The organism is Celeribacter naphthalenivorans (genome assembly GCF_020524585.1).
Classification (GTDB): domain Bacteria; phylum Pseudomonadota; class Alphaproteobacteria; order Rhodobacterales; family Rhodobacteraceae; genus Celeribacter; species Celeribacter naphthalenivorans.
The window spans coordinates 131925-152407 of the sequence record NZ_JAIVLK010000001.1 but is presented as its reverse complement, the minus strand read 5'-3'; the positions used below and the strand labels follow the sequence as shown (position 1 = coordinate 152407).

The 20483-nt window shown below is 59.9% G+C and carries 20 protein-coding genes; 8 read left to right on the top strand and 12 right to left on the bottom strand.

The genetic code is table 11. The features are described from left to right. Window positions 1-123 precede the first annotated feature (123 nt). From LC094_RS00745 to LC094_RS00735, 3 genes are all read left to right on the top strand, one after another. Window positions 124-933, top strand: coding sequence for a hypothetical protein (locus LC094_RS00745; protein WP_226549150.1), 810 nt, complete (start codon window positions 124-126; stop codon window positions 931-933). Window positions 934-1130: 197 nt separating this feature from the next. After that, window positions 1131-1448 carry a hypothetical protein gene (locus tag LC094_RS00740; protein ID WP_226549147.1) on the top strand — a complete coding sequence of 106 codons (318 nt, stop codon included), beginning with the start codon at window positions 1131-1133 and terminating at the stop codon, window positions 1446-1448. Beyond that, the gene (locus LC094_RS00735; RefSeq protein ID WP_226549144.1) at window positions 1441-2175 is read left to right on the top strand and encodes a DUF4336 domain-containing protein; all 735 of its coding nucleotides are present in this window, start codon (window positions 1441-1443) and stop codon (window positions 2173-2175) included. Before LC094_RS00740 ends, LC094_RS00735 begins: the two co-directional genes overlap by 8 nt. Here LC094_RS00735 and LC094_RS00730 read toward each other — a convergent pair. Further along, on the bottom strand, window positions 2164-2616 hold the full coding sequence (locus LC094_RS00730; protein ID WP_226549141.1) for a low molecular weight protein-tyrosine-phosphatase: 453 nt from the start codon (window positions 2614-2616) through the stop codon (window positions 2164-2166). The genes LC094_RS00735 and LC094_RS00730 overlap by 12 nt on opposite strands. 78 nt (window positions 2617-2694) lie before the next feature. Between LC094_RS00730 and LC094_RS00725 the strand changes: the two genes are divergently transcribed. Then, the gene (locus tag LC094_RS00725) at window positions 2695-3384 is read left to right on the top strand and encodes an NAD-dependent deacylase (protein WP_226549138.1); all 690 of its coding nucleotides are present in this window, start codon (window positions 2695-2697) and stop codon (window positions 3382-3384) included. A gap of 202 nt (window positions 3385-3586) precedes the next feature. Here LC094_RS00725 and LC094_RS00720 read toward each other — a convergent pair whose 3' ends face one another. From LC094_RS00720 to meaB, 5 genes are all read right to left on the bottom strand, one after another. Continuing rightward, window positions 3587-4138: a 2OG-Fe(II) oxygenase gene (locus tag LC094_RS00720; protein ID WP_226549136.1), complete on the bottom strand. Its 552-nt coding sequence runs from the start codon at window positions 4136-4138 to the stop codon at window positions 3587-3589. Between the two features lie 148 nt (window positions 4139-4286). Next, a complete protein-coding gene (locus tag LC094_RS00715) occupies window positions 4287-4766 on the bottom strand; it encodes a copper chaperone PCu(A)C (protein ID WP_404814960.1) in 480 nt (159 codons plus the stop codon). After that, a complete protein-coding gene (locus LC094_RS00710) occupies window positions 4756-5157 on the bottom strand; it encodes a hypothetical protein (protein WP_226549132.1) in 402 nt (133 codons plus the stop codon). Before LC094_RS00710 ends, LC094_RS00715 begins: the two co-directional genes overlap by 11 nt. A 122-nt stretch (window positions 5158-5279) precedes the next feature. Next, on the bottom strand, window positions 5280-5567 hold the full coding sequence (rpmB, locus tag LC094_RS00705) for a 50S ribosomal protein L28 (RefSeq protein WP_167599784.1): 288 nt from the start codon (window positions 5565-5567) through the stop codon (window positions 5280-5282). 237 nt (window positions 5568-5804) lie between these two features. Further along, window positions 5805-6782 carry a methylmalonyl Co-A mutase-associated GTPase MeaB gene (meaB, locus tag LC094_RS00700; RefSeq protein ID WP_226550331.1) on the bottom strand — a complete coding sequence of 326 codons (978 nt, stop codon included), beginning with the start codon at window positions 6780-6782 and terminating at the stop codon, window positions 5805-5807. 109 nt (window positions 6783-6891) lie between these two features. Here meaB and hrpB point away from each other — a divergent pair, with 109 nt between their 5' ends. Beyond that, entirely contained in the window at window positions 6892-9306 is a 2415-nt protein-coding gene (gene hrpB, locus LC094_RS00695; RefSeq protein ID WP_226549130.1) for an ATP-dependent helicase HrpB, read from the top strand. Window positions 9307-9455: 149 nt separating this feature from the next. Here hrpB and LC094_RS00690 read toward each other — a convergent pair whose 3' ends face one another. Together LC094_RS00690 and gndA are read right to left on the bottom strand one after the other, a co-directional pair. Further along, window positions 9456-10883, bottom strand: a complete 1428-nt coding sequence (locus LC094_RS00690; RefSeq protein WP_226549128.1) for a TrkH family potassium uptake protein — start codon at window positions 10881-10883, stop codon at window positions 9456-9458. A 109-nt stretch (window positions 10884-10992) separates the two neighbouring features. Continuing rightward, the gene (gndA, locus tag LC094_RS00685) at window positions 10993-12411 is read right to left on the bottom strand and encodes an NADP-dependent phosphogluconate dehydrogenase (RefSeq protein ID WP_226549125.1); all 1419 of its coding nucleotides are present in this window, start codon (window positions 12409-12411) and stop codon (window positions 10993-10995) included. 248 nt (window positions 12412-12659) lie between these two features. Here gndA and LC094_RS00680 point away from each other — a divergent pair, with 248 nt between their 5' ends. Further along, window positions 12660-13118 carry an NUDIX hydrolase gene (locus LC094_RS00680; protein WP_226549122.1) on the top strand — a complete coding sequence of 153 codons (459 nt, stop codon included), beginning with the start codon at window positions 12660-12662 and terminating at the stop codon, window positions 13116-13118. A 104-nt stretch (window positions 13119-13222) separates the two neighbouring features. Further along, the gene (locus LC094_RS00675) at window positions 13223-14704 is read left to right on the top strand and encodes an inorganic phosphate transporter (RefSeq protein WP_226549119.1); all 1482 of its coding nucleotides are present in this window, start codon (window positions 13223-13225) and stop codon (window positions 14702-14704) included. Window positions 14705-14709: 5 nt separating this feature from the next. On the opposite strand, the gene LC094_RS00670 is transcribed toward LC094_RS00675, so the two are convergent. Continuing rightward, the gene (locus LC094_RS00670) at window positions 14710-16173 is read right to left on the bottom strand and encodes an MFS transporter (RefSeq protein WP_226549116.1); all 1464 of its coding nucleotides are present in this window, start codon (window positions 16171-16173) and stop codon (window positions 14710-14712) included. 103 nt (window positions 16174-16276) lie between these two features. Between LC094_RS00670 and LC094_RS00665 the strand changes: the two genes are divergently transcribed. Then, window positions 16277-17143: a LysR family transcriptional regulator gene (locus LC094_RS00665; RefSeq protein ID WP_226549113.1), complete on the top strand. Its 867-nt coding sequence runs from the start codon at window positions 16277-16279 to the stop codon at window positions 17141-17143. Between the two features lie 48 nt (window positions 17144-17191). On the opposite strand, the gene argF is transcribed toward LC094_RS00665, so the two are convergent. From argF to LC094_RS00650, 3 genes are all read right to left on the bottom strand, one after another. Next, the gene (argF, locus tag LC094_RS00660; RefSeq protein WP_226549110.1) at window positions 17192-18121 is read right to left on the bottom strand and encodes an ornithine carbamoyltransferase; all 930 of its coding nucleotides are present in this window, start codon (window positions 18119-18121) and stop codon (window positions 17192-17194) included. A gap of 20 nt (window positions 18122-18141) precedes the next feature. Further along, window positions 18142-19308, bottom strand: a complete 1167-nt coding sequence (locus LC094_RS00655; protein ID WP_226549107.1) for an aspartate aminotransferase family protein — start codon at window positions 19306-19308, stop codon at window positions 18142-18144. A gap of 273 nt (window positions 19309-19581) precedes the next feature. Beyond that, window positions 19582-20376, bottom strand: coding sequence for a trypsin-like serine peptidase (locus tag LC094_RS00650; protein WP_226549104.1), 795 nt, complete (start codon window positions 20374-20376; stop codon window positions 19582-19584). Between the last annotated feature and the right edge of the window lie 107 nt (window positions 20377-20483).

Sequence of the window (20483 nt, the reverse complement as noted above, 5' to 3'; positions counted from 1 at the left end):
CTGAGTTCTATGCGGGGAAAGGGGGGGAATGGCAAGCCCAGAACACCTAAAGCAATCATCTTCTGATTGCTAAAATTACTTAGTTTGCGCATGCTTTACACTCAGGGCAGAAGGACGCGGACTTTGTGGAAATTCATTAAGACCAATTGGCAACAGGCTTTTTTTGCACTTGTTGGCCTCGCGTTCTTGACGTTTTCGTTTCGACAACTTGTGATGGGTGACATCGCAGGAAGCTCAGCAACATTTGCGATGAGCTTCTTTAGCTTTTTCTATTCCAACATCGCTAGATTTAAACGCTTCAAAGGCCTTGGCTTTGAAGCCGAGCTTTGGGACGACAAGAAAAAAGAAGCTGAGGACCTCATAAAACGTTTAAACACAATAACTTCCTCCTTTTCGAAAGAAATATTATTAGGAAAAGTGAAGCAAAACCGATTTACGTCTGGCCCTGAATGGAAAAATCATTGGAAACTTTTTGACGAGCTTAAAGGAGCTCACGAAGACCTTGGGCAGACCATTGATTTGTCAGAAACAAAACGTCAAATGGACGTCTATTTTATCTTCGACATAACTTCGGAACTTTATCCAAAACTTGGAGACGCCGTCTCGATAGCACGTGTCGACGCAGAAAGGAAAATCAAGAGAGAGTTTCCAGAGCCAATTCAAAATGCTGCCGAATATGGCGCGAGAAGGCAACAACTGCGTGAAATACCCGAAAACATAAAAGATCTTTTCTCCATTGCAGAGAAAGACGATCTTGCACGATACATAATCGATTGGGGTCTAAAAGCAAAAAACGTTCTCGAGCAAAATTTCGACATTACCATCGAATTTGACGAGAAAACACTGAACGATCTTCAGTACGTTTCAGAGGAATACCAAAAGGGGCCGCTTCAGGTTAGTGACCGACTTATCGAGCTATCAGAATCGAGATAGTATTGGGGGGCGCGAATGATGATCCCACCCGAACATAAGCACCCCTCCGCCCATCCCCCGCCCGCGACAAACTCCGCAATTGCGTCAAACCGCAGACTCAGGCATTTTAACCGCATCTTCACCAAAACGGTGGACCCTGCGGATGTGAAAGCATCGAAAAGACGGGGCCACGTCTTGGCACTACGAGAGGCAGAGACATGAAAAAATCCTTGACCGTATTGACCCTGATCGCCGCCGGTTTCACCGCGACGCTTTCGCCCATGAGCGCCTCCGCAGGCGCCATCGAGCGCGCCTGCATGGCGTCTGACCGGGCTGCGAACAACCGCGCGCTCTGTGGTTGCATTCAGCAAGCCGCCGATCTGACCCTGTCCAACAGCGACCAGCGTCAGGCCGCGAAGTTCTTCAAGAACCCGCAAAAGGCGCAGGACATTCGCCAGTCGGACAACACGAGCCACGAGGCCTTCTGGCGTCGTTACAAAGCATTTGGGGAAACCGCTGCGCAATACTGTGGCTAAGCCCGAAAACCTCTACCCGCCGCTCAACACGCTCAAACCTGTCGGCCCGGATATCTGGCTCGCCGACGGGCCGCCTGTGCCATTCTACGGGATGAATTTTCCGACCCGGATGACAGTGGTGCGCGTGGGCGGCAAACTTTGGGTGCATTCGCCTATCGCGCTGGATGAGGGCCTCTTGGACGAGATGGCCGCCCTCGGCCCCATCGGCTGGCTGATCGCCCCCAATCCTATCCATTACGTCTCGCTGAACGCTTGGCACAAACGCTTTCCGGCGGCACAAGTTTTGGCGGCTCCGGGCGTCAAAGAGCGTGCACGCAAATTCAATGTGCCTGTCCCCCCACATGAGGTTTTGACCGATGAGGCGCCCGAAGGCTATGCCAGCGCGATCCGCCAGCGCGTGGTCAAAGGGCATCGCTTTCTGCACGAGGTGGTGTTTTTCCACGAAGGTTCGAAAACTCTCATTTTGACCGATCTGATCGAGAATTTTGAGGCAGAAAAGGTTGGAAAAGTGAAAGCTTTTATGATGCGGATAGCTGGTATTCTCGACCCGGACGGCAAGGCGCCCGCTGACATGCGCGCCTCGTTCAAATCCAAAAAGAAAGCCCGTGCGGTGATCCGCGAAGTGATCGGCTGGGCCCCGGACAAGGTGATCCTCAGCCACGGGCGCTGGTATTCCGAGAACGGCACGGAAGAGCTGAAACGCGCCTTTCGTTGGCTACGCTTGTAATTCTGCCAAGAGTCCATCGGAGGCCGCCTCGATCAGATCGAGCGCCTCATCGAAATCACGGGTGTAATAGGGATCGGGCACCGCCATCACCCTCGTCTGCGGCGCATAGCTCATCATCAGCGTGACGGGCGTGTCATTGCCTGCGGGTCTTAGCCGCTCGATGTCGCGCAGATTGGCCTCATCCATCGCCAAGATCAGATTGAAGTGGTTAAAATCCTCCACTGTGAACTGACGCGCCCGCAAGGAGGAAAGGTCGTAATGCCGCAGCTTCGCCGCCGCCTGCATCGGGCCATAAGGCGCCTCGCCGACATGCCAATCCCCGGTGCCCGCGCTGTCCACGACGACAGGAAGACGCGCGTGTTTCGCCTTGGCGGCAAACACCGCCTCAGCGGAGGGAGAGCGACAAATATTGCCGAGGCAGACGAAAAGGATTTTATGCATGAGGGCTCCTGTTTGACGATACGCTACCCTTGCCCGCGTGTCGGGCACAAGGCAGGGTGGTGAAAAAGGAGACCTTAGATGACAGGCGGAATTTTCATTCTCTCGGGCGCCGGATTGTCGGCAGAAAGCGGCCTCAAAACCTTTCGCGCCGAGGACGGGCTCTGGGAGGATCACCGGGTCGAGGATGTCGCCACGCCAGAGGCCTTTGCCCGCGACCCCGAACTTGTGCAGACCTTCTACAACATGCGCCGTGCTCAGGCGGCAGAGGCCTCCCCCAATGCGGCGCATCAGGCGCTGGCGCGACTTCAGGCCGACCATGATGCGCCGGTTTACCTCGTGACCCAGAATGTCGATGACCTCTTGGAACGTGGAGGCGCGCGCGACGTGATCCATATGCATGGCGCTCTGAAAGACGCGCTTTGTGCCGCCTGCGGCCACCGCTGGCCCGCGCCTATGGTGATGGACGTGACAGCCCCCTGCCCCTCCTGCGGCGCGCCCGCAACCCGGCCAGACATCGTCTGGTTCGGCGAAATCCCATATCACATGGACACGATCCAGGAGGCTTTGGAAGACAGCGATCTGTTCGTCTCCATCGGCACCTCCGGCGTCGTCTACCCCGCTGCTGGGTTCAGCCAAATGGCACGCCAGCTTGGCATTCGCACGATGGAACTGAACCTGGAGGCCTCCGGCGGACGGTTTGACGAGGTGCGTGAAGGGCTTGCGAGCACGGTTGTGCCGCAATGGGTGGACAAAGTTCTGTGCCGCTGAGCGAAGTTGAGTATTTGCACAGCAAAGGAAACAAATGCGCCCCGGCCGCCGGTTCATAGCACTGTCGCGTCACCAGAAGGGATTTCGGCCACACGGGCCGGGGCGTCTCCTTCGCTGACGGTCATCGGCGCTCCCGCCTGTACCGTGGGCTCAGCTTAAGCCTTTGAGGGTTAACGTGTCGTTTCCTTTGCTGGAAAAATACTCAGCGAAACGCCGGTCCATGCACCCAAGTCGACAGGGAAAAGCGCTCTCCCGAGGTCACGGGGGTCACCCGGTGCAACACGAAGGACGGGAACAGAACCGCAGAGCCTTTGGCACGGGCGGCTTCGCGAATATTGGCGTCGGGTTGCAATTCGAGAGCGCCGCCTTGGTAGTCAGAGGCCTCTGACAGCTGCACCACCATGGTCAGTTTGCGACGCGAAGCCAAAGCGCCCTCGCCGATGTCAGAATGCCATGTGAAATGCCCCTGACGCTCGGCGCCATAGCGGGCGACCTGCGGGCTTTCGCCAAACTCGGTCAGAGCAAAATCGAAATGCGTGCGGTTGGCCTCGGCCACCAGCATCATGATCCGCTCCATGATCCATTCCCCCCCGTCGCGCTCATCGAGCCAGGCCAAATCGGCGCGCCGTAGGTTATGATCGGAACGGTTTTTCACCAGCCCAGCGTCCGCGAGTTCTTCTTCGCGCGCGAGCATCACAATCGCATCACATTCGGCAGGCGAAAACGCCTCCGGGAACGCATAGACGTTCAGCATGATCGGTCTCTTCAATTGTCCAGAAAGGGCGCGACTCGGGTCGGTAATGTCCCGCCTCGCTCAAATGCGTCCTCTAAGCCATTTTAAAATTCGCGCAAGAAAAAAGGCACGCGCGCGGCGTGCCTTTGAAATTTCAACCCCATGAACATCAGTTGCTCATGGCACCATGGTCATGCTCCATTGGCATCTCCATTTCCGTGCGCTCCAGATCGACGGGAATCTCGACGGTGATGTCACCGGCCTTCTCAAAGGTCAGGGTCACGTTGACGATATCACCTTGGGCCATCGGCTTCAAAAGCCCCATGAACATCACATGATCGCCGCCGCGTGCCAAAGCGTGCTTGCCATGCGCCGGAATGGAAAAGCCTTCAGGCACATGCATCATTTTCATAATGCCGTCCCCCATATCCTTATGGGTGTGCAATTCCGTAATTTTGGAGAAGTCGGCCTTGGCGTCGATCAGCTGATCGCCTTCATCGCCAGAATTTTCGATGACAAAAAAGGCGGCACCCGTTTTCGCCATCATCCCGGAAGAGCGCGCATAGGCGTCGGTGATGGTGATATCGGCAAAGGCAGGCAGGGCAAAGGCGCAGGCAAGCCCGGCCAAGAGAGTCATTTTAAACATTATTTTCAGGTCCTTGTGGTCTTTTAAGAGTTTTGGAGGGGAGAACGCAGACCACAGGAGGCGCGCGCGCACGCGGGCGCGGTGGCACCGTATCATGCGCTTGATAGGACAGGTTCGGCGGGGCAAAGCGCAGCTCGTTTTGCGCAGGCGTCGGCAGGTCGAATGCCTCCGCCAGCCCCGCGATCACCGACAGGGCACAGTCGGGACAGATGTGCGTCGGTCCGATCGGCTGCCCATCCGCATCGGTCAAAACCGTGATCGGCCCGGTGCCGGTGCAGAGCACCACGGAGCCTGTCGCATCACGCATGGTGCCCCGCGCCACGGCCATGGATTGGGACGTGACGATGAGCAAAAGCGCGACCAGAACGGCCTTTATCGTGCGAGGTAGACGCATGGTATCGGGCACTCTAGCGAAGATCGCGCGAAAGGAAAGAGACCAAATGACACATCGCGCCACAGAGAAAACCCCGCGAAAGCATAACTTTCGCGGGGTTCAATCTGTCACATCCGAAAGGATTACGCGGCGGCCTGAGCTTTCGCGATGTCTTTCTTGATTTTCAGAGCGTTATCCGACAGCTCTTCGTCCTTGGCTTTTGCAAGGAAGGCGTCCAGACCACCGCGGTGGTCAACGGAACGCAGAGCAGCGGCGGAAATCCGCAGTTTGAAAGAACGGCCGAGGGCTTCCGAAATCAGCGTCACATCGTTGAGGTTCGGAAGGAAACGGCGGCGGGTTCTGTTTTTGGCGTGGCTGACATTGTTGCCAGTCATCGGGCCTTTACCGGTCAGTTCGCAACGACGCGACATGGGTTCATCCTCGTTTCTACTTTCGAAAGCTTTAGCTCTCGCAGTTTAAAAGACTCGTTTCTGTCTTATTCGGCCCTCTTTTACGCACCCTCGCCCCGGACGCAAGTCCGAAAAGCAATGGGAAACACGGGAAAACACCGATTTCCAACAGAAAAGGACACCGCCTGAGAGCCGTGCCCGAAATTCAGTTCGCGGTGCATAGGCGATCCCAGGAGAATCGTCAAGTCCTCTCTACGCTCAGCCGTGCTGAAGGGCCGCCAAAACATCCGCCGCCGCATGACCCGGTGTGGTCTCGCCTTTGGCCACCTTTTGCGCCAGCCCCGAAATCATCGATTTGAGCGGCTCTTTTTCAAGCTGCGACAAAAGCCCAAAACGGATGTCCTGTCCGAACCAATATTCCGCCTGCTCGGAGCGGCGTTTGTCAAAGAACCCATTCTCACGCCGCCAATTCGCCAGCGCAGTCATTTCCCCCCAGGCCTCTCGCAGGCCCTTTTCCTCAATCGCGGAGACAGTCATCGCCTTGGGAAAATCCTGCGGGTCTTGCGGGCGTTTGCGGATCAGCCGCAGCGCGCCCGCGTAATCGGCACAGGTCCGTTGCGCGGCAGGTTTCAAATCGCCATCGGCCTTATTCACCAAGATCAGGTCGGCCATCTCCATGATGCCACGTTTGACGCCCTGCAATTCATCGCCGCCCGCAGGCGCCAGCAGAAGCAAAAACAGATCGGACATCTCAGAAACCACGGTCTCGGACTGCCCCACGCCCACGGTCTCGATCAGGATCAGATCATATCCAGCCGCCTCGCAGAGCGCGACCGCCTCCCGCGTGCGCCGCGCCACGCCGCCCAATTCAGATTGCGACGGCGAAGGTCGGATAAAGGCATCGCGTTCCCGCGACAGCATCTCCATCCGCGTTTTGTCACCCAAAATGGAGCCGCCCGAGCGCGACGAAGACGGATCGACGGCCAGCACAGCGACCTTTAGCCCCTCTTTGATCAGCATCATGCCAAAGCTCTCGATAAAGGTGGATTTCCCCACGCCCGGCGTCCCAGACAGCCCAAGCCGCAACGCCTGACGCCCGCTTTGTCCGATCAGTTCCATCAGCTCAATCGCCTGCGCCCGGTGATCCGCCCGCGCGCTTTCGACCAATGTGATCGCCCGCGCCAGCGCCCGGCGGTTCCCTGCGATGACCTGTTCGGCAAGCTCTTTGATGTCCATGATGACCTTCCGGGTTGCGGAGCGTTGATGCAGTTTTTCACGCAGGCTCGCCGCTTTGTCCACCCCTGCCCTCTTTTCGGCCCCTCAGCTTTCGACCATATAGAGGGGCATGTTCACACCTCGCCTGCCCATCGATGACGTACTCGACGACTTGACCGACGCCCTTAGGGCTCACGGTCGCGCAGTGCTCATGGCGCCGCCCGGGGCCGGGAAAACCACCCGCGTGCCTCTGGCATTGCTGCCCTTCATCAAGGGCAAAATCGTCATGCTAGAACCCCGACGTCTGGCCGCGCGCACGGCGGCGGAACGTATGGCGCAAACCTTGGGAGAACGCGCAGGCGAGACCGTCGGCTATCGCATCCGGGGCGAAGCGAAGGTCTCGAAAGCCACGCGGATCGAAGTGGTGACCGAGGGTATTCTTACACGAATGCTACAATTCGACCCTGAATTGACCGGGATTGGCGCTATAATCTTTGACGAATTCCACGAACGCAGCCTGAACGCCGATCTCGGCCTCGCGCTCACTTGGGAGGTGCGGCAGGCGCTTCGCGATGATCTCGCGCTCGTGGTCATGTCCGCGACCTTGGACGCCGCCCCCGTCGCCGCCCTTCTGGACGACGCCCCCGTGATCCGCTCCGAAGGCCGCGCCTATCCGGTCGAAACCCGCTGGCTCGATGCGCCGGTTCCGAAGACCCAGCGCCTGGAACAAGCCATCGCCGATCTCACACTCAAAGCCGTCGCAGAGGCCGAAGGCTCCGCATTGGTCTTTCTGCCCGGCGAAGGCGAAATCCGCCGCGTTCTGAGCCTTTTGGAAGGCCGCGTGCCGCCAGATTGCACTCTGCGCCCCCTGTTCGGCGCGATGAAATTCGCCGACCAACGCGCGGCCATCGCCCCCACACAAGATGGGCGCAAGATCGTGTTGGCCACCTCGATTGCGGAGACCTCTCTCACCATCGAAGACGTGCGCATCGTGGTGGACGCAGGGCGCGCGCGCCGCGCGCGGTTCGATCCGGCGTCGGGCATGTCGCGACTGGTCACGGAGCGGGCGTCAAAAGCCGAGGCCGAACAACGTCGCGGTCGCGCGGGCCGCGTCTCCGAAGGGGTGTGTTATCGGCTTTGGACCAAGGGCGAGGAAGGCGCGCTGTCCGGCTTTGCGCCGGCCGAGATTGAAACAGCGGACCTTACAGGGCTGGCTTTGGAATTGGCGCTTTGGGGCGCAGCTGAGGGGGATTTGGCCTTTCTCACGCCGCCCCCGCCGGGGCCCTTGAGTGAGGCGCGTCTGCTCCTCCAAAACCTCGGCGCGCTCGATTCTGAGGGGCGGATCAGCGAGCACGGCAAAGCACTATCTGCCAAACCACTGCATCCTAGACTTGCACATATGCTACAAATAGCGGGGCATCAGGCGGCGGATTTGGCCGCAATGTTGAACGAACGCGATCCTTTGCGCGGCGCGGGCGTGGATCTGTCCCTACGAATGCGGGCCTTGCAAAGCCCAGGCACGGCCGATCGCGGCGTGATTGAACGCGTCAAACAAGAGGCCAAGCGTTTGCGGCAAGGCCTGCCACACTTGGAGCCGATGAGCCTCGGCGAAATGGCCGTACTGGCCTATCCGGACCGCGTCGGCCTGCGGCGGGCGAGCGACCAGCCACGCTATCTTTTGTCCGGCGGCAAAGGCGCCGTGATGCCGGAGAGCGACGATTTGGCCTCTGCCCGGTTGATCGTGGTGACGGACACCGACGGCGCCGCACGAGATGCACGCATTCGGCAGGCCGTTCAGATCAGCGAAAGCGAGTTGCGTGGCCTTTATGGCGATCACATCAAATGGCACGATGTCTGTGATTGGGACAAACGCGAGAAACGCGTGGTGGCGCGACGACGTGAAATGTTCGGCGCCTTGGTGCTGGACGATCGTCAGTGGAAAGATGCCCCGAAAGAGGCACTGGCCCGCGGCGCCTTGGTGGGCTTGCGTCAGATCGGGCTGCCGTGGAGCGATGCGGCGAAACGCTTTGCCGCGCGCGTCCGCCTCATGGGCGACAGCTACCCCGACATGTCGGAGGAGGCGCTGCTCACCACGCTTGAAGACTGGCTTTTGCCCTATCTCAAAGGCGCCAAAACCGAGGCGGCGCTGCGGGCGCTGGACATCACCGACGCGCTGCGGGCCATGTTGGATTGGGACCAGATGCAACAGCTCGATCGAGAGGTTCCGGGGCACTTCGAAAGCCCGGTCGGGCGGAAACTGCCGATTGATTATTCCGGTGAGCACCCGGAAGTCACGGGCAGGCTTCAGGAATTTTTCGGCACCACGCGGCATCCGACCGTGGGGCCGAACCATGTACCTTTGAAAGTCGTGCTGACCTCACCTGCGCATCGTCCAGTTCAAGTGACGATGGATCTGCCGAATTTCTGGACGACCTCCTATGCCGATGTGCGCAAGGATATGCGTGGGCGCTATCCGAAACACCCTTGGCCAGAGGACCCGACGGAGGCCGATCCGACGCTGCGCGCAAAGCGGCGAGGCACATAAGTGGGCCTTGGCATTTACCAAACCTTAAAGACTGTGACAGTCGGATAGGTCGAAATATGACAGGATTTTAACCTTTGCTCCGCCCTTTATGACAGGGTGTTAAGGTTAATATGATTAAGGATAACGCGTGAAAAAGGCATGGAACAGCCTTAGCGGTTGGCCACCAGCTCCCGCCAAAACAGCGGCGCCATGAGCGCGTAAACCGTCGCCATTTCGAGCCGCCCGAGATACATGCCGAAGCTCAGGACAAGCTTGGAGGCCGTATCCAAACTGGCAAAATTGCCCGCAGGACCGATGACATCGCCAACCCCCGGGCCAACGTTTGCCAGAGCGGTCAAAGCGCCCGAGAGGGCGGTCGACATATCGGCGCCGAAAAAGCTCAAGAGCGAGGCCAACACACCGAAAGTGGCCGCATAAAGCACGAAAAATGCGATCACACCGGAGAGCGCATCGGGGGCGACGGGGCGGCCTTCGTATTTGACAAAAGTGATCCGATGCGGCGCGAAACTCATGCGGATTTGCGCCAAAAGGGCACGGAAGGCCACGAGCCAACGCATGGCTTTGGCACCCCCTGCCGTCGACCCCGTGGCCCCTCCGACTGCCGTCAAAACAAAAAACGCGGCGACCGCAAAAGGTCCCCAAAGCGTGTAATCCGTCGTCGCATAGCCCGTGGTCGTGACCACGGAGACAACGTTGAACGCCACGAGGCGCAGCGCATCAGGCAGCGTTTCATCACGCGCATACATCAGCCAGACCGCGAGGACCGCAATCGAAATGCCGAGAGATTTCAGCATCGCCACGACCTGTTCAGAACGCCAATTTCCGTGACGCATCCCTCTGATATACCAGGAAAAAGGCAGGGCGCCGGCCAACATGAAGAGCGTGCACGTCCATTGCAGAAAGCCGCTTTGGAAATGGCCGAAAGAGGCATCATAACCCGAATAGCCGCCGGTCGAAAGCGTGGTCAAAGCATGGGTCAGCGCGTCGAAGGGCGACATGCCGCCCAAGAGATAGAGCAGGCCACAGAGGACGATGAGCGCGAAATAGATCTGCAAGGTGGCGGAGGCGAACATGGTTGCATTGCGCAGCTCTCTCTCGCCAGTCTCTGAACTTTCCGAGCGGAAAAGCTGCATCCCGCCCACCTTGAGGATCGGCAAGAGCGCGATCCCTGTGACGATAAAGCCGACACCGCCGACCGCCTGCAATATCGCACGCCAGAGAATGATGCCGCGCGGGGTGTCGTCGAGGCCGGACATGACGGTAGAACCGGTGGTGGTGATCCCCGACATGGCCTCGAAAAACGCGTCGGTGAGCGAGAGATTGTAGAGGTGCAAAGGCCCCGCGCCGCAAAGGGCCGCAACCATCCAGACCGAGGAGGTCAGGAGAAACGTGTGCAGAGGGCGCAGGTCTTCGGTGCGCGGCGAGGAGGCCAGCGCCAGAGCGCCGCCCAGAAACCCGAAGAAAAAGGCGGATTCCTCGAACACCGACGCCGTGTCGGGAAAGGCCAAGGCCACCACGCCCATGAGGGCGGCAAAAAAGACCATGACCAAACCATTGATGAAGATGACGAAGCTCATTCCCGCCCACCTTGTCACGCGGCGCACCAATACTGGGGCGCGTCAGCTTTGGGAAATCACAATTTCAGGGGCACAGGCAAGATAAAAGAGGCAAAACAAACCTGTCGGCTCACCCATGCCACGGGCCGTGCTGCCCTTCGCCGCCATCCATGCGTTCAAATCCATGGGCCCCGAAGAAATCGCGTTGTGCCTGAATGAGATCAGTGGTGCCGCGACCTTGGCGCATAGTGTCAAAATAGGCCAACGCGTTGGCGAGCGCCGGGACCGGAAGGCCCGCAGAGGTGGCGTAGGAGACCACACGGCGCAGGGCGGGAAGGCCGGTTTTCATATGGGCGATGAAGTCCGCACTAAAGATGAGCTGATCCTGCGGCAGACCGTTGCGGATGGCGGCGGCCATATCGTCCAAAAGTGCGGAGCGGATGATGCAGCCCTCGCGCCAGACCTCGGCCGCTCGGGCCAGATCGAGACCCCAGTCATAGTGATCGGAGGCGGCTTTCAAAAGCTTGAACCCCTGATCGTAGGCCACGAGTTTGGCCACCAAAAGCGCCTGTTCGAAGTCCGTTTCCTTGGGCAGGGTCAGGTTATGTTCGGGCTCGGTGCCGAAAATCTCCGCCCCCGCCAAACGTGTCTCTTTTTCCGAGGACCAGGAACGCGCCGCCACGGCGGCCTCAATGGTCGAGGGCGATTGCCCCAAAGTGAGTGCCTCGATCGCGGTCCAGCGCCCAGTGCCTTTTTGCCCGGCCTTGTCGACGATGACCTCGACCATCGGCTTTCCGGTTTCAGGATCGGAGGTCTGAAGCACCTTGCCGGAGATTTCCACGAGATAGGAGTTGAGCGGACCTTTGTCCCAGCGCTCGAACAGGGCGCCGATTTCTTCGGGGGCCCTATGTGCGCCGTCGCGCAGGAGGCCGTAAATCTCGGCGATCATCTGCATATCGGCATATTCGATGCCGTTATGTACGGTCTTGACGAAATGCCCCGCCCCGTCCGGACCGAAATGCGCAGCACAGGGATCGCCGTCATGTTTCGCGGAAATCGCCTCAATGATGTCGCGGATCGTCTCATAGGAGGCCGGGTTGCCGCCGACCATGATCGACGGCCCATGACGCGCGCCTTCCTCGCCGCCCGACACGCCCATGCCGATGAAATTCAGCCCCTTTTCACGCAGAGCAGCCTCACGACGCCGGGTGTCGTGGAAATCGGCATTGCCCGCGTCGATGATCATGTCGCCCTCTTCCAAGAGGGGCGTGAGTGCTTCGATCACCGCATCGACCGGGCCGCCCGCCTTGACCATGATGATCACGGCGCGGGGGGCCTCAAGCGCAGCGACAAGCTCTTCGTAGGTTTTGGTCGGCACCAAGGCCTCCCGCAGATCACCGCTTTCGGCGATAAACTCATCGGTCACGGAACCGGTGCGGTTGAACACGGCGATGGGAAAGCCTTTTTCCGCGATGTTGAGCGAGAGGTTCGCCCCCATAACGCCCAATCCGACGAGACCGATGCGGGCTTTGGTGGTGATTTGAGACATGGGGCGCTCCTTGATCGCGGGCTTTGGGACGGATAGAGGCACAGGGGGGGATCCACGGGGGGATCATCGGTGCCTGTCGCGGTTCAACTTATGGCAAAAACCGCGTCTGACAAGAGCGCCTAAAAAAGCCGCTTTTGCCCTCCCAAAGATAGCCGAAACCGGAAGTTTCCTGCGAATGGCTTGCAATTTTCCGGTTCCCGCCCTATGTATATACGCAATATAGACAAAAACAGGCACAAGTTCAGTTCATGGTTCCCCTACTCAAATCCGCTTGGACGGGCGTTTTCGACCCCCTCCTTCGTCGTCCCGACCGCGTGCAATCTGCGGCGCTTTGTTGGCGTAACGGCAAGAAAGGTAAGGAAGTTCTGATGATCACCTCGCGTGACAGCGGGCGTTGGATCATCCCAAAGGGCTGGCCGATCCGGGGGCTTGATGGAGCTGGCACGGCGGCACAGGAAGCCTGGGAAGAAGCCGGCGTAAAACCTGTCACGAGCAAGACCAAGCCGCTGGGCCTTTATCACTATACCAAAAAGCTCGACAACGGTTTGCCTGCGCCGGTTGAGGCCACGGTCTACTTGATCGAGGTCGATTATCTCGAGGATGATTTCCCGGAAAAAAGCCAGCGCAAACGCAGCTGGATGTCGCCGAAACAGGCCGCCGCTCTGGTCGATGAGCCGGAGCTGCGAGAGTTGCTTCTCGACTTCTGAAACGATTTACCCTGCGCTCAAGAGACGCGAAAGGCTTGCATTGCAAGGCCGGGCACGTTAGCGCTTCGCCGTTTGTAACAGATTGACAACGGATCGAAGCCACGATGTCTGAGAGCGAAGAGCACGGAAAACAGTGGAAAACCCTCGATAAGGATCTTAACCGGATCAGTCAGATCGAGTTGGCCACGTTTCACATCGCGCGTCCCATGGTGGGGCTTGGGGTCGCCTTGGCCTTTATCATCGTCGCGGGGCTGTTTGCCGCCTTGGTCTTTGGCGGGCAACCCGGCTCTGCCGTGGTGATCGCCGCCGCCGCTCTGGGCGCCTATATGGCGATCAACATCGGCGCCAACGATGTCGCCAACAACATGGGCCCTGCGGTCGGCGCCAATGCGCTGACCATGGGTGGGGCGATCGTGATTGCCGCGCTTTGCGAAAGTGCGGGCGCGCTTTTGGCGGGCGGCGATGTGGTTTCGACCATCTCCAAAGGCATCATCGACCCAAGCGCGGTGGCCAACACGCAGGTCTTCATTTGGGCGATGATGGCCGCGCTGTTGTCCTCGGCACTTTGGGTCAACCTCGCCACTTGGATCGGCGCGCCGGTTTCCACCACGCACTCCGTTGTCGGCGGCGTCATGGGCGCAGGCATTGCGGCTGCGGGCTTTGCCACGGTGAACTGGGGCTCGATGGGACTGATCGCATTGAGCTGGGTGATCTCACCCCTCTTGGGTGGCGTGGTCGCCGCAGGGTTCCTGTGGTTCATCAAGGCCCGGATCATGTATCAGCCCGACAAGATCGCCGCCGCGCGTCGTTGGGTGCCGGTGCTGATCGGCATTATGATGGGCACATTCGCGACCTATCTCGCCATCAAGGGCCTCAATAAAATCATCCAAATCGATCTTTTGTCGGCAGTTCTGATCGGTCTGGCCGTGGGCGCGCTGTCCTATGTGGCCTCCGCGCCATTGGTGCGCCGCCAGTCCGAAGGCCTGGAGAACCGCAACAAGTCTCTCAAGGCGCTCTTTGGCCTGCCGCTGGTCATTTCGGCCGCGCTTTTGTCCTTTGCCCATGGCGCCAATGACGTCGCCAATGCGGTCGGCCCGCTGGCCGCCATCGTGCACGCCAATGCCTCCGGTGAATTCGCCGGAAGCGTCACCATCCCCCATTGGGTCATGGTGATCGGCGCCTTCGGCATTTCTTTCGGCCTCATCCTGTTCGGCCCGAAACTGATCAAAATGGTTGGCAGCCAGATCACCAAACTCAACCCAATGCGGGCCTATTGCGTGGCGCTTTCCGCCGCGATCACCGTCATCGTCGCAAGCTGGCTGGGCCTGCCGGTCTCCTCGACCCATATCGCCGTGGGCGGGGTGTTTGGCGTCGGCTTTTTCCGCGAATGGTATCACGAGAAACGCCTCGACGAGACGATGCGCAAGAAAAAAGACCTGCGCATCGCCGCCGAGGAACGTCGCCGCCGCAAACTGGTCCGCCGCAGCCATTTCATGACCATCGTCGCCGCCTGGGTGATCACGGTTCCGGCCGCAGCCCTGTTGTCGGCCATCGTGTTCTGGGTGCTGTCGCATCTGGCCGGGTAAGCCGGTCAAACACGGGGGGCGTCCAAGAGCGACAAGGCCTTAGGGATCGACAGGCTGACGATGACCGTCAAGGCAGCCAGCAGCAAAAACAGGATACGAGAAGCCTCCGCGACCGGGGTCTGCATCGTGTCCTGCAACGGCCCGCCCGCGACGATGGAGAGGGCATCCGCTTCTGAAAGCCCGCCAACGCCCACGATCAGCCGGGCCTGAAGCGCGCTGACCAGCGCCAGAACCACGCCTTCCGAGGCAACCCGCACGGTCGAAAACATGCCGGTCGCGACACCGGCCTTCTCGCGCGGCACGACCTCGACAGCCAAGCCGTCCATCAGCCCCCAAGGCAAAGCGGTGCCCACTCCCACGAGCCCCAGCGACACCAGAACCGGCAACAAAGGCCCGCTCAGTGGTGAAATCGCCAGCCCTACCAGACCCAACGCCGCGATGACCAACCCGATCCGGATCATACCCCGCCGGTTCCGCACAGGCCTGCGCGCAAAAATCACGGAGATCACACAGACCGGTATGGATTGCGCCAGGCAAATCAGGCCTGCGGAAAATTCCGAATAGCCCGCGCCGATCAATTGCAGCGGCACCACGACCAGGAGCGACACGAAGCAAAAACAGGTGGCAATCGGCAGGATTTGTACCCCAAGGAACGCCGGATCGCGCAACAGGCCAAGATCGAACATCGGCGCCGCACAGCGCAATTCGCGCCAGACAAAGCCTGCACCGCTCAACACAGTGGCGACCAAAAGCGCCAGTTCGACAGGATCGGTTGCGCGGCGCGTCGGCAAAAGAATGGCCCAGACCGTGATCGCGATCAGCGCCGTGGCAAAGAGCCCTGCGCCCAGCCAATCGAAACGTCCCGCGGCGGGCGTTCGGCTTTCGGGCAAGGCACCGATCCCGAGGATCAGCGCCAGAAACGCCAGACCAGAGGCCAGCCCGAAGACCGCCCGCCAGCCCGCCACTTCGAGCACCGCTCCCGCCATCACCGGACCGAAGGCCAGCCCGACCCCAAAGGTCGCGCCGATCAAAGAAAACGCCCTGCGCCGCTGGGTTTCGTCCTTGAGCTGCGCCAGAACGGCGGTGCCTCCGGCCAAGGTCGCCGCCGCAAATAGCCCCTGCGCGCCGCGCAAAATGTCGATCACCAAAAGCGAGGGCGCGACAATCAACAGGAGCCCGCTGAGGACGAATCCCACAAGGCCGATGCGAAACACTTTGCGCCGCCCGATGCGGTCCGCCAGCGTTCCTGCCACCAAGGGCAAGGCCCCGAAAACCAGCATAAAAGCATTGACCACCCAGCTCAGCAGCGGGCCGGTTTGGCCGAAACTGCGCCCCAAATCCGGTGTGGCAATGGCCCCGCCCGCGAAGGTCAGCGGCAGGACCATCGCGGCGAGGCAGATGGAAACGATCATGCGGGTGGTGGGCGTTGGGACGTGGATGTGCGATGAGGTCTGTGTGAGATCGGTCATGAAGGGCTCCTGAAGCGCAGAAATGATGACCGGAAAATACTCATGACAAAATTATCGTGAATATGGCAGTATATCCGCACATTCCGGATATAAAGTTGCCAATATGCCCAGTCTGACCCTGCTCGAAAGTTTCATGACCACCGCCCGTGCCGGCTCTTTTGCGGAGGCCGGGCGGCGGCTCGGGGTGTCCTCTTCCGCCATCGGGAAATCCATTCAACGGCTGGAAGAAGAGTTGGGCGTCACCCTGTTTCAACGCACCACGCGGCAGGTGTCCCTGACCGAAGACGGACGGCTGTTGCTGGCCGGGGTCTCGCCTGCGCTGGAGGCCTTGGGGGAGACCGTCGAGACCCTGCGCGACCGGACGGGGCGGATCGAGGGGCCGCTTACGGTCAGCGTGCCTTTGGCCGGGCATCACATGCTGGACGCCGCGTTCAGTGCGTTTCTGCGCAAGACCCCTGATGTGACGCTGGAAATTCGCTATGAAGATCAGGTGGTTGATCTGATATCCCAAGGCGTCGACCTAGGCATTCGCAACGGGCCTCTGCGCGACAGCACGCTGAAACAACGGCCGTTCCGGCCCTATCACCACCGCCTCTACGCCTCGCCCGAGTATCTGGCACAACATGGCGCCCCGAGCCTCGCCACCCTGCCCGATCATCCGCGCATCGCGTTGCGGCTCAGCACCTCCGGCGTGATTCAGCCGTGGTTGCGGCGCGACGGGCGGCCCTTGGCCCTGACCGCGCCGCGGCTCATCGTCAATGCGATCGACAGTGCCCGGAACGCCGCGCGGCTGGGTCTTGGGATTGCCTGTTTGCCGGATTTCGTGGTGCAGGAGGACTTGGCCCAAGGGCGTCTGACACAGGTTCTCGCCGATGAGATGGGCGAAGACGGCATGTTCTACCTCGTCTGGCCCGCCTCGCGCGCCCTGCCCCGCCGGTTGCGCGCGCTGATCGATCACCTTGTCACATAAGAAAACGGGGCGCGTCACCGCACCCCGTCTAAATCTTTGAAAGCACTTTTATTTGCTCTCGACACACCAGCGCATGATGGATTTTTGCGCGTGGAGACGGTTTTCCGCCTCGTCGAAAATCACCGATTGCGGGCCGTCCATCACGTTGTTCGTCACCTCATCACCGCGGTGCGCGGGCAAGCAATGCATGAACAAAGCGTCGGGATGCGCAAAGGACATCAGCTTGCGGTCCACCCGGTAGGGCCGAAGCTGGTTGTGACGACGTTCGCGGGCCGAAGCCGGATCGTGCATCGAGACCCAGGTGTCGGTGACGACAAGATCGGCGCCTGCGACAGCCTCTTCGGCGTTGCGGGTGATCTCGATCTTGGACCCTTTGGCACGCGCCTCCTCGACAAACCCCATCTCGGGATCGAGTGGCTCGGGACCTGCAAAGGTCATATCAAACCCGAACTGACCGGCGGCGTGCAGAAAGGACGCGCAGACATTGTTGCCGTCGCCCAGCCAGACGACTTTCTTGCCCTTGATCGAGCCGCGATGTTCCTCATAGGTCAGGATGTCGGCCATGATCTGACAAGGATGGGTGCGGTTCGTGAGGCCATTGATCACCGGCACGGAGGCATATTCCGCCATCTCCAAAAGCGTCTGCTCCTCGAAGGTGCGGATCATGATCATGTCGACGTAGCGCGACAAAACCCGCGCGGTGTCGGCGATGGTCTCGCCGTGACCCAGCTGCATATCCGCGCCCGAAAGCACCATGGTCTGTCCGCCCATTTGGCGCACGCCCACATCAAAAGACACGCGGGTCCGGGTCGAGGGTTTCTCGAAAATCAGCGCGACCATTTTGTCTTTGAGCGGCTGCTCCGCATCCAAAGCCGCCTTCGGTTTGTCGTGACGCGCGTTCTTCGTCAGTTTCGCGGTTTCGATGATCCGGTGCAGATCCTGCGCGGAGGTTTTGTGAATGTCGAGGAAGTGGTTCATAGGTCTGGTCTCTTCGTCTGTCAGAGCGCGCTGGCGGCGGCATCAATCCGCGACACGGCCTCGGCAATCTCTTCGTCGGTGATATTGAGCGCGGGCAAAAGCCGCACCACATTGTCGGCGGCGGGCACGGTGAGGACACCTTGCTCATAGCCTTTGCCCACCAGATCGGCAGGCGCGATTTTGCATTTAAGGCCCAGCATGAGGCCCTCGCCACGGACGCCTTCGAAAACATCCGGGTGATCGGCCACGAGGCCTTCGAGCTTTTGACGCATCAGCCCCGCCTTGCGGTTCACCTCGGCGAGGAAGGCGGGATCGGAGACGATCTCCATGACCTTGAGCCCGATGGCACAGCCCAGCGGGTTGCCCCCATAGGTCGACCCGTGGGTGCCTGCGGTCATGCCGGAAGCGGCCTCTTCGGTGGCCAGAACAGCCCCCAAAGGAAAGCCCCCGCCGATGCCTTTGGCGACCATCATGATGTCCGGCGTCACGCCCGCATATTCATGGGCGAACAACTTGCCGGTCCGCGCGACACCACATTGCACCTCGTCGAAAATCAACAGACAGCCTTTGCTCTGCGCAATCTCGCGCAACAGTTTCAGCGCCTCGTCGGGGACGACACGAATGCCGCCCTCGCCCTGCACCGGCTCGATCAGGATCGCCGCCGTGTTCTCAGACACATGATCGGCCACAGTGTCCCACTCACCAAACGGCAGATGCACAAACCCCGGCATCAAGGGGCCAAAGCCCTTGACCATCTTGTCGGTGCCGGAGGCGGCAATCGCGCCGGTGGAGCGGCCATGGAAACAGCCCTCGAAGGTGATGATCTCGATCTTTTCCGGCTGGCCTTTTTCATACCAATATTTGCGCGCCATCTTGATCGCCAGCTCGGCGGCTTCGGTGCCGGAGTTGGTGAAGAAACAAGTGTCGGCAAAGGTCAGCTCGACCAGCTTGTCGGCCAGAGCTTCCTGCGCCGGGATCTTGTAAAGGTTCGAGACGTGCCAGAGCGTGTCGGCCTGGGCTTTCAGTGTCTCGGCCAGTTCCGGGTTGGCATGGCCCAGCGTGTTCACCGCGATGCCCGCGCCCAGATCGAGGAAACGTCGCCCGTCCGCCTCGAAAAGCCAGGAGCCTTCGCCTTTGACGAAGGACAAGGGAGCCCGGTTGTAGGTCGGCAGAACGGGTGTGATCATCGGTCTTATTCCTCTGAAAATGAGAGGCCTCATGGGTGGCGAAAGCCAGCGGGCCTGTCAACGGGTGGGACGGGGATTTTGCGGTATTTTGCAAGCTTTGCGCCAGTTTGGCGCGTTTTGTGCCGTGGACATCACGTCTTGGCACAGTTGAACGGACGTCTTACGCGGTACGGCGTCGACGTCGGATGATACGGGCATATGTGCGGATCATGTTCATAAGATGCGCTTTACGGGCAAAGCGCGGGCGCTGTCAAAGGATATTTGGAGAGGTGCTCAGTCTGCCGAGAGGAATTTGGAATTGCCGACCGCGCGCGAGGATGCCCCCCCGCCGACCGTAATGCGTTTTGTCACCGCAGGTTTGGCGGCCACTTGCGGCGCACCAAGCGCAATTTGGCGCTTGAGCGCAGACACTTGGCCGATCAGCGACATGCCAAATCCGACCTTGCGGTCACCTCGCGTGCCGAGGGAGGAGACGACCGAGACGATCGCGGGCCGCACCCCGTCATAGGCAAAGACCGGCGCGCCGGAGGAGCCATAGGTAATGTCGCAATCAAAGCTGTAGATGTCGTCGGAATAGTCCAGCACATGACATTCGCGCTGAATAGAGAGCGCCGCGTTGCGCCCGCGCCCGTAGGAGGCGACCATCAGCTCGCCACGGGGTTTTGAGCTGCGATGCACCGCGAAGGGCCGCGCCAGCGCCGCAGGAATTGGAGAGGCCAGTTTGATCAGAGCTACATCGTTGCGGATGTTCGCGGCGGTCACCTCACGCTGCGCCTCATAGCCCGGCGAGACCGCCACGGCATAGCCACGAGAGGCGGCGATATAGTCGCCATTCCTGAGCCCCGCACGAAACAGAATCTGCCCGGCAGGAAACGGCGTATTATCCTCGGCCACCACACAATGCGCCGCCGTCAGCACGAGATCGGCGGCGATCAAGGCCCCGGAACAGGTGCTTTGCCCGGCAATATCGAGCCGCCCGACCCCCTCCCAGCCGATCAACTCGGCACGCCGGTCGGCGCTGTCCAATTCGGACGGCAGGCTGTCGGAGGCCTGTGCAGCCCCTACCATAAACAGACAGGCAAAGACTGTCGTTGCGCATTTCCTCAAAACCATTGCGAGCCTTTATGACAAGATATCGCAATGGCTTAATGATTAAATCTGGCAAAACTTTGATG